Source organism: Vibrio sp. CCB-PB317, from assembly GCF_022808245.1.
Lineage (GTDB): Bacteria > Pseudomonadota > Gammaproteobacteria > Enterobacterales > Vibrionaceae > Vibrio > Vibrio diabolicus.
Genome location: NZ_JALGNU010000003.1, coordinates 93,049 through 107,743, shown reverse-complemented (window position 1 = coordinate 107,743; position 14,695 = coordinate 93,049). Strand labels below are relative to the sequence as shown.

7 protein-coding genes, 3 tRNA genes and 4 rRNA genes are annotated in these 14,695 nt (G+C 45.9%); all 14 read right to left on the bottom strand.

Features of this window, described 5'->3' with window-relative positions:
* Positions 1–253: 253 nt before the first annotated feature.
* Positions 254–1,690 (bottom strand): NAD-dependent succinate-semialdehyde dehydrogenase, encoded by a 1,437-nt coding sequence (locus MTR11_RS17645; RefSeq protein WP_243328145.1) that lies wholly within the window; start codon positions 1,688–1,690, stop codon positions 254–256.
* A 598-nt stretch (positions 1,691–2,288) separates the two neighbouring features.
* Positions 2,289–2,365, bottom strand: a tRNA-Asp gene (locus MTR11_RS17640).
* A 46-nt stretch (positions 2,366–2,411) separates the two neighbouring features.
* Positions 2,412–2,528, bottom strand: a 5S ribosomal RNA gene (gene rrf, locus MTR11_RS17635).
* Between the two features lie 56 nt (positions 2,529–2,584).
* Positions 2,585–2,660: transfer RNA gene (locus tag MTR11_RS17630), tRNA-Thr, on the bottom strand.
* 100 nt (positions 2,661–2,760) lie between these two features.
* A 5S ribosomal RNA gene (rrf, locus tag MTR11_RS17625) occupies positions 2,761–2,877 on the bottom strand.
* Positions 2,878–2,962: 85 nt separating this feature from the next.
* Positions 2,963–5,852, bottom strand: a 23S ribosomal RNA gene (locus MTR11_RS17620).
* A gap of 265 nt (positions 5,853–6,117) precedes the next feature.
* Positions 6,118–6,193 (bottom strand) — tRNA-Glu (locus tag MTR11_RS17615).
* 90 nt (positions 6,194–6,283) lie between these two features.
* Positions 6,284–7,836 (bottom strand): 16S ribosomal RNA (locus MTR11_RS17610).
* Together the 16S, 23S and 5S rRNA genes with 3 tRNA genes alongside form the textbook arrangement of a ribosomal RNA operon.
* A 486-nt stretch (positions 7,837–8,322) precedes the next feature.
* The gene (locus MTR11_RS17605; RefSeq protein ID WP_012841389.1) at positions 8,323–9,576 is read right to left on the bottom strand and encodes an HD-GYP domain-containing protein; all 1,254 of its coding nucleotides are present in this window, start codon (positions 9,574–9,576) and stop codon (positions 8,323–8,325) included.
* A gap of 128 nt (positions 9,577–9,704) precedes the next feature.
* Positions 9,705–10,703, bottom strand: a complete 999-nt coding sequence (locus tag MTR11_RS17600; RefSeq protein ID WP_243328144.1) for a LacI family DNA-binding transcriptional regulator — start codon at positions 10,701–10,703, stop codon at positions 9,705–9,707.
* A 105-nt stretch (positions 10,704–10,808) separates the two neighbouring features.
* Positions 10,809–11,564: a chitin disaccharide deacetylase gene (gene chbG / locus MTR11_RS17595; protein WP_134648085.1), complete on the bottom strand. Its 756-nt coding sequence runs from the start codon at positions 11,562–11,564 to the stop codon at positions 10,809–10,811.
* 18 nt (positions 11,565–11,582) lie between these two features.
* Entirely contained in the window at positions 11,583–12,905 is a 1,323-nt protein-coding gene (locus MTR11_RS17590) for a 6-phospho-beta-glucosidase (RefSeq protein WP_005397437.1), read from the bottom strand.
* Positions 12,906–12,915: 10 nt separating this feature from the next.
* Entirely contained in the window at positions 12,916–13,227 is a 312-nt protein-coding gene (locus tag MTR11_RS17585) for a PTS lactose/cellobiose transporter subunit IIA (RefSeq protein WP_031780628.1), read from the bottom strand.
* A 51-nt stretch (positions 13,228–13,278) separates the two neighbouring features.
* Entirely contained in the window at positions 13,279–14,613 is a 1,335-nt protein-coding gene (locus MTR11_RS17580) for a PTS sugar transporter subunit IIC (RefSeq protein ID WP_167713413.1), read from the bottom strand.
* Positions 14,614–14,695: the final 82 nt, after the last annotated feature.

Sequence of the window (14,695 nt, the reverse complement as noted above, 5' to 3'; positions counted from 1 at the left end):
CCTTTTTGCATTGGTTTAAAGTCAAACTCTTTTCTACTCATGTCACTCAGGAAAGAAAATCAGAGTTTAGATCATTACCTTGAAGGCATCGCTTAACTTAGATTGGAATACCTGCTCACCAACAACTCTGCTTTCTATCGATAGTCCCTCCATAAGCAATGTTCACCAATAAATAATAATCATAGTGGGTGGCACACATCTCCCAGATCAAAAAAGCCAGGTAAAACCCAGCTTTTTGCTTAAATCAACCAACTCAGCTTAAACCACCGAGACAAATATACTTTGTCTCCAAATATTCATCGAGCCCTTGTTTCGCACCTTCTCGGCCAACTCCTGACTCTTTCACTCCACCAAACGGGGCCACCTCAGTAGAAATAATCCCCTCATTGACACCAACCATGCCGTATTCCAGACCTTCGCTGAAAGCAACAATACGCTTGAAGTTATTCGTGTAGAAGTAACAAGCCAAACCATACTCTGTGTCATTCGCCATTCCGAGAACTTGTTCATCATTCTCAAAGGTAATAATAGGTAACACAGGCCCGAATAGCTCTTGCTGAACAATCGACATATGCTGCTTGACGCTATCCAAAAGAACGGGCTCCATAAAGCGCCCAAGGCGTCTCTGTGGAGAGTTGGCAATAGAAGCTCCTTCTTGTACGGCTTGATCGATCACTGCCTCTAGGCGATGTTTAGAAGCCATCGTAATAACAGGGCCTAATGTGACACCTTTCTCTAAACCATTACCAAGCTGTAATTTGTTTAACTTCGACAATACTTTTTCAATAAAAACTTGTTTTACACCTTCATGAACATACAGCCGATTGGTACAAACACATGTTTGCCCTGCATTACGGAACTTCGAAGCGACAAGCCCTTCCGCAGCCGCATCTAAATCTGCATCTTCAAAAACAATAAAAGGTGCATTACCACCTAACTCCATCGAAACCGCTTTGACAGAGTCACTGGCTTGTTTCATCAAAATCTTCCCGACTCGCGTAGAGCCCGTAAAAGAAACTTTCTTAATCCTAGGATCAGTACTTAGTACTTGGCCAAACTCAGCTGCCTGCTCTGATACCACCACAGGAAGCAGTTCTTTTGGGATTCCTGCCTGATAAGCTAATTCAACAACAGCAATTGCAGTAAGAGGAGTAAGCTCAGAGGGTTTAATCAGCATACCACAACCTGCCGCCAGGGCTGGTGCTGCTTTTCTTGTAATCATCGCAATAGGGAAGTTCCACGGCGTAATTGCAGCGCATACCCCTACAGGCTGGCGAATAGCAGACAGACGTCGATCTGTCGTGGGGGCTGGTATAACTTCGCCATAAGCACGTTTGGCTTCTTCTGAAAACCACTCGACAAAAGAGGCGCCATACATCACCTCCCCTTTACTCTCGGTTAATGGTTTTCCCTGCTCTAAGGTAATAATTGTGGAAATGTCTTCTGCATTATCAAGGAGTAATTGATACCACTTTTTCAAGCGACGAGAGCGCTCTTTAGCACTTAACTTTGCCCAGCGAATTTGCTCGGTTTTACACTTACCAATAATGTCATCTAATTCCTCAAGAGCACTGGGCTTTAGTCGAACTAACTCTTGCTCAGTTGCAGGGTTGATGACCACAATTCCCTCTTCGGAAGACCATTGTTTAAATACGGATTTCAAGGTTTCATTTTTTATTTGTTGCATCATCAAACTTACTCCTACGAGAACTCCTCTTAGGTTAATCTTTACTAGCAAGATCAGCAAAGAAAACAAAGTTTTCTAAAAGACATGAATGTTCGAATGACTTTATTCTCTTAACAGTCTAGACGCTCATTCTCTTCCAATGACTAAATCAGACTAGCGGTAACAAACTCCAGCAATCCATTCTCCTAGGGACTATCCAGAACACTAGAACGATGAATATTTGCGAAGTAGCAGTAGAAAACTCTTATTAGAGAGGAGCGTTAACGAAATACGCAGTGACAAGAATGCAGAATACGAGCTAGCTTATGCGAATTCTCTGGTCTAATGACCGGCATAACCCATCAGTCCCCAGCATTTACTATAGGCTCGAATCTGTAGAGAAATGGGCAAGATTACATTCAACTAGAATTGTGCAACTTGGTTACAGAGAAAGCTGGTCCTACAGATACCAAAAATCTTAGTCTTTCAAGTGAAGCTTAATATAAGTGGCAGCGGTTCCGGACTACTAATAGGCCTTTCCGCAGGACTCATTCGATTGAAGGGAAAAATATACTCGCATTAACGAAAAAGCCCCAGTCTTTCGACTGAGGCTTAATATAAGTGGCGGAGTGGACGGGACTCGAACCCGCGACCCCCGGCGTGACAGGCCGGTATTCTAACCAACTGAACTACCACTCCGCAGTGGTATCACTCGCTTGTAATCAGCAAGTGTCCAAAATTTAAAGCCTGGCGATGTCCTACTCTCACATGGGGAAGCCCCACACTACCATCGGCGCTATTTCGTTTCACTTCTGAGTTCGGCATGGAAATCAGGTGGGTCCAAAACGCTATGGTCACCAAGCAAATTCTTTACGTTTTGTTTTAGGCTTTAATTTAAAGTCTAAAACAAACAATAAATGGTGCTGATACCCAGAATCGAACTGGGGACCTCATCCTTACCAAGGATGCGCTCTACCGACTGAGCCATATCAGCACATTATTTGTGTCCGTAAGGACTAAAAAAGCCCGCTTTTACAAACGGGCTCTCTTAACTTTTGTCTTCAACTTTTTAAAAGGAGAAAACTAAATTTAAAGCCTGGCGATGTCCTACTCTCACATGGGGAAGCCCCACACTACCATCGGCGCTATTTCGTTTCACTTCTGAGTTCGGCATGGAAGTCAGGTGGGTCCAAAACGCTATGGTCGCCAAGCAAATTCTTTAATTCGGAAAGCTGTTTTCGTTCTTACACATTCAATGTTCTTTCATTGAGTCCATCAAAACCCCTTGGGTGTTGTATGGTTAAGCCTCACGGGCAATTAGTACAGGTTAGCTCAACGCCTCACAACGCTTACACACCCTGCCTATCAACGTCGTAGTCTACGACAACCCTTTAGGATACTTAAAGTATCAGGGAGAACTCATCTCAAGGCTCGCTTCCCGCTTAGATGCTTTCAGCGGTTATCGATCCCGAACTTAGCTACCGGGCAATGCGTCTGGCGACACAACCCGAACACCAGAGGTTCGTCCACTCCGGTCCTCTCGTACTAGGAGCAGCCCCTTTCAATTCTCCAACGCCCACGGCAGATAGGGACCGAACTGTCTCACGACGTTCTAAACCCAGCTCGCGTACCACTTTAAATGGCGAACAGCCATACCCTTGGGACCGACTTCAGCCCCAGGATGTGATGAGCCGACATCGAGGTGCCAAACACCGCCGTCGATATGAACTCTTGGGCGGTATCAGCCTGTTATCCCCGGAGTACCTTTTATCCGTTGAGCGATGGCCCTTCCATTCAGAACCACCGGATCACTATGACCTGCTTTCGCACCTGCTCGAATTGTCATTCTCGCAGTCAAGCGGGCTTATGCCATTGCACTAACCTCACGATGTCCAACCGTGATTAGCCCACCTTCGTGCTCCTCCGTTACGCTTTGGGAGGAGACCGCCCCAGTCAAACTACCCACCAGGCACTGTCCGCAACCCCGATAAGGGGTCGACGTTAGAACATCAACACTACAAGGGTGGTATTTCAAGGACGGCTCCACGCAATCTAGCGACTGCGCTTCAAAGCCTCCCACCTATCCTACACATGTAGGGTCAATGTTCAGTGCCAAGCTGTAGTAAAGGTTCACGGGGTCTTTCCGTCTAGCCGCGGGTACACTGCATCTTCACAGCGATTTCAATTTCACTGAGTCTCGGGTGGAGACAGCGTGGCCATCATTACGCCATTCGTGCAGGTCGGAACTTACCCGACAAGGAATTTCGCTACCTTAGGACCGTTATAGTTACGGCCGCCGTTTACCGGGGCTTCGATCAAGAGCTTCGACCGAAGTCTAACCCCATCAATTAACCTTCCGGCACCGGGCAGGCGTCACACCGTATACGTCATCTTGCGATTTTGCACAGTGCTGTGTTTTTAATAAACAGTTGCAGCCACCTGGTATCTGCGACTCTCAATAGCTCCATCCGCGAGGGACTTCACCGTCGAGAGCGTACCTTCTCCCGAAGTTACGGTACCATTTTGCCTAGTTCCTTCACCCGAGTTCTCTCAAGCGCCTTGGTATTCTCTACCCGACCACCTGTGTCGGTTTGGGGTACGATTCCTTACAATCTGAAGCTTAGAGGCTTTTCCTGGAAGCATGGCATCAATGACTTCACATCCGTAGATGCTCGACGTCGTGTCTCAGCCTTAAGAAGAGCCGGATTTACCTAACTCTTCAGCCTACGCACTTGAACCTGGACAACCGTCGCCAGGCCCACCTAGCCTTCTCCGTCCCCCCATCGCAATTGTAAGAAGTACGGGAATATTAACCCGTTTCCCATCGACTACGCCTTTCGGCCTCGCCTTAGGGGTCGACTTACCCTGCCCCGATTAACGTTGGACAGGAACCCTTGGTCTTCCGGCGAGGAGGTTTTTCACCCCCTTTATCGTTACTCATGTCAGCATTCGCACTTCTGATACGTCCAGCATGCGTTACCACACACCTTCAACCGCTTACAGAACGCTCCCCTACCCAATGCACTAAAGTGCATTGCCGCAGCTTCGGTTTACTACTTAGCCCCGTTACATCTTCCGCGCAGGCCGACTCGACCAGTGAGCTATTACGCTTTCTTTAAATGATGGCTGCTTCTAAGCCAACATCCTGGCTGTCTGAGCCTTCCCACATCGTTTCCCACTTAGTAGTAATTTGGGACCTTAGCTGGCGGTCTGGGTTGTTTCCCTCTCCACGACGGACGTTAGCACCCGCCGTGTGTCTCCCGGATAGTACTTACTGGTATTCGGAGTTTGCAAAGGGTTGGTAAGTCGGGATGACCCCCTAGCCTTAACAGTGCTCTACCCCCAGTAGTATTCGTCCGAGGCGCTACCTAAATAGCTTTCGGGGAGAACCAGCTATCTCCAGGTTTGATTGGCCTTTCACCCCTAGCCACAAGTCATCCGCTAATTTTTCAACATTAGTCGGTTCGGTCCTCCAGTTGATGTTACTCAACCTTCAACCTGCCCATGGCTAGATCACCTGGTTTCGGGTCTATATCCAGAGACTGAACGCCCAGTTAAGACTCGGTTTCCCTACGGCTCCCCTAGATGGTTAACCTTGCCACTGAATATAAGTCGCTGACCCATTATACAAAAGGTACGCAGTCACAGGACAAGCCTGCTCCTACTGCTTGTACGTACACGGTTTCAGGTTCTATTTCACTCCCCTCACAGGGGTTCTTTTCGCCTTTCCCTCACGGTACTGGTTCACTATCGGTCAGTCAGTAGTATTTAGCCTTGGAGGATGGTCCCCCCATATTCAGACAGGATATCACGTGTCCCGCCCTACTCGATTTCACTGAATATGCGTCGTCAGTTACGGGGCTATCACCCTGTATCGCCAAGCTTTCCAGCTTGTTCACCTAACGCCTATAAAGCTTAAGGGCTAGTCCAATTTCGCTCGCCGCTACTTTCGGAATCTCGGTTGATTTCTTTTCCTCGGGGTACTTAGATGTTTCAGTTCCCCCGGTTCGCCTCGTTATGCTATGTATTCACATAACGATACTTACTTATGTAAGTGGGTTTCCCCATTCGGAAATCCCAGACTCAAGTGGTTTTTACTACCTAATCTGGGCTTATCGCAAGTTAATACGTCCTTCATCGCCTCTGACTGCCAAGGCATCCACCGTGTACGCTTAGTCACTTAACCATACAACCCGAAGGAGTTTCGAGTTGATAATCAAATCACCAAAGTTGTCTCTCATTATTTGAATGAGCGAGAGACATTCGATTTTGCCGGACTCAAATTCCAAGAACACTTGAATGTGTTATTAGTTGTATTCATAAATGAATACTTTGAGAACTTTACAAACAACAATAAATTGTTGTTTTGTCAGCTTTCCAAATTGTTAAAGAGCTAATCACTTCAAAGAAGTAACCATTTTTAAGAACACTTAATTAAATGCGCTTAAAGATGGTATCCCGTAGGGGAGTCGAACCCCTGTTACCGCCGTGAAAGGGCGGTGTCCTAGGCCTCTAGACGAACGGGACACTAAGTTGAACATCTTGGGGGATGTTCTATCTCTTAAACTTCATAAACCATATCAATCTGTGTGAACACTCATCGCAATAATCATCGTATAAGGAGGTGATCCAGCGCCAGGTTCCCCTAGCGCTACCTTGTTACGACTTCACCCCAGTCATGAACCACAAAGTGGTAAGCGTCCCCCCGAAGGTTAAACTACCTACTTCTTTTGCAGCCCACTCCCATGGTGTGACGGGCGGTGTGTACAAGGCCCGGGAACGTATTCACCGTGGCATTCTGATCCACGATTACTAGCGATTCCGACTTCATGGAGTCGAGTTGCAGACTCCAATCCGGACTACGACGCACTTTTTGGGATTCGCTCACTTTCGCAAGTTGGCCGCCCTCTGTATGCGCCATTGTAGCACGTGTGTAGCCCTACTCGTAAGGGCCATGATGACTTGACGTCGTCCCCACCTTCCTCCGGTTTATCACCGGCAGTCTCCCTGGAGTTCCCGACATTACTCGCTGGCAAACAAGGATAAGGGTTGCGCTCGTTGCGGGACTTAACCCAACATTTCACAACACGAGCTGACGACAGCCATGCAGCACCTGTCTCAGAGTTCCCGAAGGCACCAATCCATCTCTGGAAAGTTCTCTGGATGTCAAGAGTAGGTAAGGTTCTTCGCGTTGCATCGAATTAAACCACATGCTCCACCGCTTGTGCGGGCCCCCGTCAATTCATTTGAGTTTTAATCTTGCGACCGTACTCCCCAGGCGGTCTACTTAACGCGTTAGCTCCGAAAGCCACGGCTCAAGGCCACAACCTCCAAGTAGACATCGTTTACGGCGTGGACTACCAGGGTATCTAATCCTGTTTGCTCCCCACGCTTTCGCATCTGAGTGTCAGTATCTGTCCAGGGGGCCGCCTTCGCCACCGGTATTCCTTCAGATCTCTACGCATTTCACCGCTACACCTGAAATTCTACCCCCCTCTACAGTACTCTAGTCTGCCAGTTTCAAATGCTATTCCGAGGTTGAGCCCCGGGCTTTCACATCTGACTTAACAAACCACCTGCATGCGCTTTACGCCCAGTAATTCCGATTAACGCTCGCACCCTCCGTATTACCGCGGCTGCTGGCACGGAGTTAGCCGGTGCTTCTTCTGTCGCTAACGTCAAACAACGCCGCTATTAACGACGCCGCCTTCCTCACGACTGAAAGTACTTTACAACCCGAAGGCCTTCTTCATACACGCGGCATGGCTGCATCAGGCTTGCGCCCATTGTGCAATATTCCCCACTGCTGCCTCCCGTAGGAGTCTGGACCGTGTCTCAGTTCCAGTGTGGCTGATCATCCTCTCAGACCAGCTAGGGATCGTCGCCTTGGTGAGCCCTTACCTCACCAACTAGCTAATCCCACCTAGGCATATCCTGACGCGAGAGGCCCGAAGGTCCCCCTCTTTGGCCCGTAGGCATCATGCGGTATTAGCCATCGTTTCCAATGGTTATCCCCCACATCAGGGCAATTTCCTAGGCATTACTCACCCGTCCGCCGCTCGACGCCGTTATCGTTCCCCGAAGGTTCAGATAACTCGTTTCCGCTCGACTTGCATGTGTTAGGCCTGCCGCCAGCGTTCAATCTGAGCCATGATCAAACTCTTCAATTTAAGATTTTGTTCGGCTCAATGAATACTGAACATTACATAAGTAATGTTTGAATTGACTGTGCTGAATCCGAAGATTCAATGGTCACTTCGTATCATTGAAACCTAATTTGAAACCGAAGTTTCTAATTGGATTATCATCAACGAGTGCCCACACAGATTGATAGGTCTATATTGTTAAAGAGCTTGCTTTGCGAGAACTTTTTCTCTCAAAGCGGAGGTGCATTCTAGCGATTTGGTTGTTAGTGTCAAACACTTTTTTCAACTAATTTTTCGTAGAACCTTTTTACCTCTTCGACCCTGCTGAAGCCTTGTGGCGTCTGCCGTGTCGATGGATGCGCATTATAGGGAGAAGATTTTCTTTGGCAAGACTAAAAGTACATTTTTTCTAAAAAAACATGCCAAGTGGATACATTCCATCCAACCCCAAAATTACCCCGAAATAACACTCAAGATTTTCACAACTTACCCACAAAAACCTGTGGATAACTACTCATCACTATCGAAGAAGTAAGAAATGCGTGAACGCGGATTAAGATACTCTTTGATTTTCTCCGGCAATTTAGACGGATGAATCGCGTTAACTATCTTTATATCCTTTGATGCAAGATCAATGATTGGCGCCTGCGTCCTTGGCACTGATGGGTCATAAACCAATACATTTGGGAATAATAGATGCGATGCATTCACTGAGATAACCAAGCCCACCATATTATTGGAAAGCTGAACCACAGTGCCTGGAGGAAACACGCCCATAAACTTAATCAGGATATTCAGGTTTTCTTCTTTATATAGGTGTTTACAGTTCTTATATAAATGAGAGAGTGCGGTATAAGGAATTTTTTGCTCTGAGACTATCGGTGTATGACACAAGTTATCAAATGCGTTAGCTACAGCAATAATTTGAGCAAACTCGTTGATCTCATCTCCTTTCAGACCTTTGGGATAGCCAGACCCATCTCTTAGTTCATGGTGCTGTGCAATCACAACTCTCGCAACTTCGGGAAAACCTTCTATTTGACTCGCAAGGTCTACTCCATATTTGGTGTGCAACTTTAAGTAGTTAGTTTCTGGTTCCGTCAGCGGTGCTTGCTTTCTTAATATTGCGGTAGGAATTTTTATTTTCCCGATATCGTGGAATAGCGCTGAGAATGAAAGCTCTTTCAACTGCGCAGCTGAGTACCCCTTAGCACGGCCAATCATCATAGCGATAACAGCAACATTCAACGAATGGAAATAAATATCTTCAAACTCATTTTTACCGTTCATCAGGTGTAGAGTGACATTATCATCACACATTAACTTCTCGACGATATCTTCAATAAGAAGCTTCGCTTCATCAACGGCAGCTGTTGGACGATTACGAATTTTCGTCATGACCGAGCGCATACGCGCAAGAGAGCGCTCAAACTCTTTTTCGCACTGGATAACGCGTCGACGATACGCACTTAACTTTTCTATGCGGTTTTGTTTTTCTTGCCAAAGTTTTTGAGTTTCATGATCTAGCGACGCTTCATTCGTTACTCTATCAGCTTGTATCTGGTCGACTGGAAGTGGTGCGGCATCACTTTGCTCTGGATTAAAGTAAACGAACTTTACACCGAGGTGACGGATCATCTCGACTTGTTCTTGATCTTTAATCTTAAAACTATTGAGTAGAAAAGGGTGATCGTTCCACTTTAGCGGAAGACGGATATGTAATCCGGGTTGAATACGATCGACCGTAAGTTTAATGGCTGCCACTTATTCACTACTGATTTACGTTGCCTAAGAGAGTTAGAATACTAGTAAATTTTGTGAATAAATTCATCAGTAAGTATCAAAACATCAGATGGTCATTTCTAATGACTCATTTAATGAGCAAAAGCAAGCTACTTTAAGGTTCGATCTGCTTTGCGTATTTTTAGCTGAGCCTCGAACGTTGGCTTATCTATTATTTCTTGACCTTTGACTAATCCCATTAATGTTTGTACCGCTACACGGGCCATATCACTGATAGGAAAGTGCACTGCCGACACTGTAGGATAAAGGCTTTCACAAAGGTCGACACTGTCAAAGCTAGTTAAAGAGATTTGCTCCGGTACTGAAATATTGTGCTCGTGTAAGTACTGCATTGCACCGACCGTCATTTCCTCACTGCAAGAAAAGACTGCAGTAACTTCAGGGTGTCGTTGTAAAATTGCAGCCATTGCATCATAACCACTTTGCCGACCATAATTCCCTTCTTCACACCAGCTTTCCTCAATATCGATACCTGCGTCCTTCATCGCATCAACGTACCCAAGCTTTCTTAATAAACTATTATGACGTTGGGATGGACCGGTAATACAGGCGATTTTTCTATGACCACCAGCTAAAAGATGCTCGACGGCAATACGGCTTGCATGATGATGATTAAAAGTAACGCAACGCTCTTCTATTCCTTCAACATAGCGATCCAGAAGAACGAAAGGCGTTGGCTGTTTTGCTAATTCACGTAAATCATCATCTGACAAATAACGACTATGGAGGACATAGCCATCACAACGCAGATCATTAAAACGCTGAATGGCTTCCTTTTCACCTTCTGCAGAATGATGTCCTTGAGCGGTAATCAGAAACTTTTTATGAATATCCAGCTCAGTCTGAACCTGCTCCATCATCTCGCCAAAGAAGCCCCCCGTATAGTAAGTCACCAATAAGCCAACCATATTACTGGATGAGGTTGCGAGTGAACGAGCAATCGCACTCGGGCGATAATTCAGTTGCGCCATAGCTTGCTCTACTTTTTTTCGAGTTTCTTCGCGAAACTTCCCCTCCCCATTAATGATTCGAGAAACGGTAGAGCGATTTACACCGGCGAGTTCGGCGACATCTTTAATCCTTGCCATAATGCTATTGGGTCCAACTGCAATTGTTATTAAATATCCGTTTGTGTAGAACGGCTGCCAGCAATTCGTAAGGTGCTCATAGGGGGCGAAGCTGGCAGCCTTTAATCATACACCGACCATTTGATTGGTAGAAACGAGCTCAGAGTAATCCGTGACAGCTATACCATGTTGAGCTAACTGTTCTTTTAAAATGGGAGAGGTAAGAACTTGTAACTCTAGCTCTCGCTGAAGCGCATAGCCACTCTTTAAAATCAGCGCTTGATCGGCCTCTGCCGGGTGGCACATCACCTCAACCAAATCATAGTCTGTCTTTAGACTCAATAAATGCGCCATCAAACCATCCAAACTTACTTTTTGATCGTAAAACTCATCAGTAAAGACATACCTTGTTGTCATAGATTCTTGACACAAGCCAGTGCCCCGCAGTGGCACTCGGTATTCACTCGCTACTTCTTTAATAACGGGCAAAATTTGAGGGTGAGTATGCGCGTGATGATGGCTATCTAAGTGGCTTAGCTCTAACCCAAGCGATAAAAAATGTTCCACCTGAGCTTTTGCTTCGTCATAAATGACCTGAGTTTCGAAGTCCTGCTTACCCCACAGTTCGTCGTATTTGATAAAATGCGCTCGACCGTTGGTCAAATTAGGGTGCCCAGTTAGAGGCACTCCCGCTGTAAACCTAAGATGAACGCCAATTCTCAAGTCTGGATTATGGCGAGCCAACTCTAAAGCATGTTTCTCAGCATCCATACCGACCATCATGGTGGTTGAATGAACAACACCTTGCTGATGAGCTTTTACGATGCCGTTATTTACACCTCTCGTTAAACCAAAATCATCAGCATTAAAAATGACTTTCATTGGCGTCCTTCCTTAGTACTACAACGTCGTTAGTTTAAATTGAGGTAAATACGGAGCGTTCACCGCTAGAATATCATCCAGAATTGACTTGGCACGACCAATGTCTGGCACCAATGGGTTGTTGGTTAATGCCATGAGCGCTTTGTCATAATTACCTTCCACAGCAGCGTCTATTGTCAACTGCTCATATGCTTTGACTTGATAGAGTAATCCTTTGATATTGTTTGACAGCTCACCAACCGCAAGAGGTTTCGCGCCCCAACTACCAATCACCGCGCTACACTCAATCACAGCATCATCAGGGAGGCCGTTAATCGCTCCGTTATTTAAGACGTTAACAACATGAATACTATTACGATTGTTATAAATTGAATCAACCAAGTTTAGTGATGCATCTGAATAATAAGCCCCGCCCCGCTCTTCTAACTCTTTCGGCTTATGATCGAGATTAGGATCTTGATAGAGCTTGAATAGCGCATTTTCTGTTTCCATTACCTGCTCAGCACGAGTGCCCTTTTCACCCGCGCTTTGTTTCTCTTCAGCGAGCATAGCATCGGTTTGATAGAAATAACGATGGTAAGGACATGGTATCGCCCCCAGCGCTTTTAGAAATGCTGGATCCCACGGTTCTTCCCAGATGTTCTTCATGCTGAAGTTAGCACCATCACCGACTTTCTCTAATACCGTTTGAGTAATATCTTCTCCATTGAGCCATGCTTTGTGCACCCAAACGAGATGGTTTAATCCGGCAAACTCAAGTTGTAGCTCTTTTGGCTCGCACTCCATCATTTCTGCGATCATCATTTCCATCGAAACCGGCACATTACATAAACCAATACTCTTTACTTTGGTGTACTTACTGACGGCTTCAGAGACCAAACCCGCAGGGTTGGTGAAATTGAGCATCCATGCATTGGGTGCCAACTCTTCAATATCTTTACATATATCAAGAATAACCGGGATGGTTCGCAGTGCTTTAGCAAACCCACCAGGGCCTGTTGTTTCTTGGCCGATGACGTCGTATTTAATTGGAATTCGCTCGTCATTAGCACGAGCAGCAAGGCCACCCACACGGAACTGCGTCATCACAAAGTCCGCATCTTTTATCGCAGCACGACGATCAAAGTCTGCTTTTATCTCAATCTTTGCACCTGCTTTATCAACCATTCGCTGCGCTAGACCTTTGATAATCTCAAGCTTCTCAGCTCCTGACTCAATGTCCACAAAATGAATCTTCTTAACGGGTAAATATTCTAAGCGCTTAATAACCCCTTCAACCAGTTCAGGGGTATAGCTACTACCACCGCCAATAATGGCAAGTTTGATCGCCTCTCTAGACATTTTTCTCCCCTTATTTGTTCGAGATTTTTTTGTTCAGTGCAACGATTTCTACAGCCATTTCTTGAGCCAAAATCGTGGTCATTAAGTGATCTTGAGCATGTACCATCACTAACGTCATCGGGACTTTCCCTTCCCCCTGATCTTCCTCAATCAACTGAGTCTGAATTAAGTGGGCTTTGTTAATGCACTCTCTTGCTTGAGAGAGCTTCTCCTCAGCCGCATCAAAATCTTGTTCTCTAGATAAACGCAACGCCTCGTAGCTCAAACTTCTGGCTTCGCCAGCATTACAGATGATCTCCATCACAACCAATTCTTGTTCCATCATTTTCTCTCCGAAAATCGGGCCGCGGTAATTGCGGCCCATTAAGCACCGTTAAGCAGTAACACCTTCACCTGAAGGTTGCGTCTCATCCTTAGTTTCTTTCGTCGTTGGTAGTTCTTGCTCCAACATTTGCTTCTCAAACATTTTGAAGAATGGGAAGTAGATAATTAGATCAAGAATCAATAAACCAATGACGAGCAATACTGGAGCAAAGGTCCAACCGCTACCCCACGAAGCACCTATCAGTGCTGGTGTTGTCCAAGGCGTTGTAGCGACCCCCATACCCACAAAGCCGACATGCACAGCAAAGTACGCTATCGTAGCGTTGATGACTGGAGCGAAGACGAACGGGATAAACAAGGTCGGGTTCATCACAACTGGGCTACCGAAGATCACAGGTTCATTGATTTGGAAGAAGCCAGGCACCGCACTCATTCGACCAATACTCTTAAGGTGAACAGAACGGCTAAATGACATCAGCATAACAAGAGCAAGTGTTGCACCAGAGCCACCGATAAAGATGTAAAAATCCCAGAAAGGCTGAGTAAATACGTTTGGAATCGGTTCACCTGCAACAAAGGCTTCGATGTTGGCACCAATGTTGGTCAAGAAAATTGGAGAAAGCAGCCCCACAACAATTGCAGCACCATGGATACCCGCAAACCAAAGTAGTTGGCAAAGCAATAGAGCGCCAATAATGGCAGGCAATGAGTTAGACGCACTAATTAAAGGCTTAAAAACTGCCATGACCGCATCTGGAATCAACATGTCGTACTGGGTTTGCACGAAAAGGCTAAGTGGATATAAGGTAATGAATATCGCTAAGACTGGTAACAGTACTTCAAATGATCGTGCAATCGCCGGTGGAACTTGCTCTGGCATGCGAATCGTAATGTTGTGTTTTTTCATAAAACGGTAGAGCTCTACCGAGAAGAATGCACACATCACAGCAGTGAAGATCCCTGTTCCTCCCATATGTGACATAGACAACGCGCCATCTTTAGCAGGGGCCGCGATGAGTAAAAAAGACATCAGCGACAATACAGCACTCGTGATCCCATCCATCTTGTAAGCCTTAGCTAAGCTATAAGCAACGCCGAGCGAAACAAAAATGGTCATGATCCCCATCGACATGTTGTAGGGCATCATTATGGTATCAAAATGTGTGGTGGCGAAATCGAGCCAAATTCGACCAAAAGTAAAGGTCGTGTCTTCGGCAAATGGTGGGAATGCAAAAATCAAAATGAAACTACCGACAATAATAAACGGCATTGCAACTATAAAACCGTCTCTCATTGCTCGAACATGGGGCTGATTCCCCACTTTTGCTGCTATAGGGGCTATATGCTTTTCGACTGCGCCTATAATTGCGTCATAAAGCTTCATAGAATCCATCCTTATTTTAGGCAAAAGAATCCCGCATCAAATATTTATATTTGATGTACAGTTATCTTTTTTAATTTAAAAC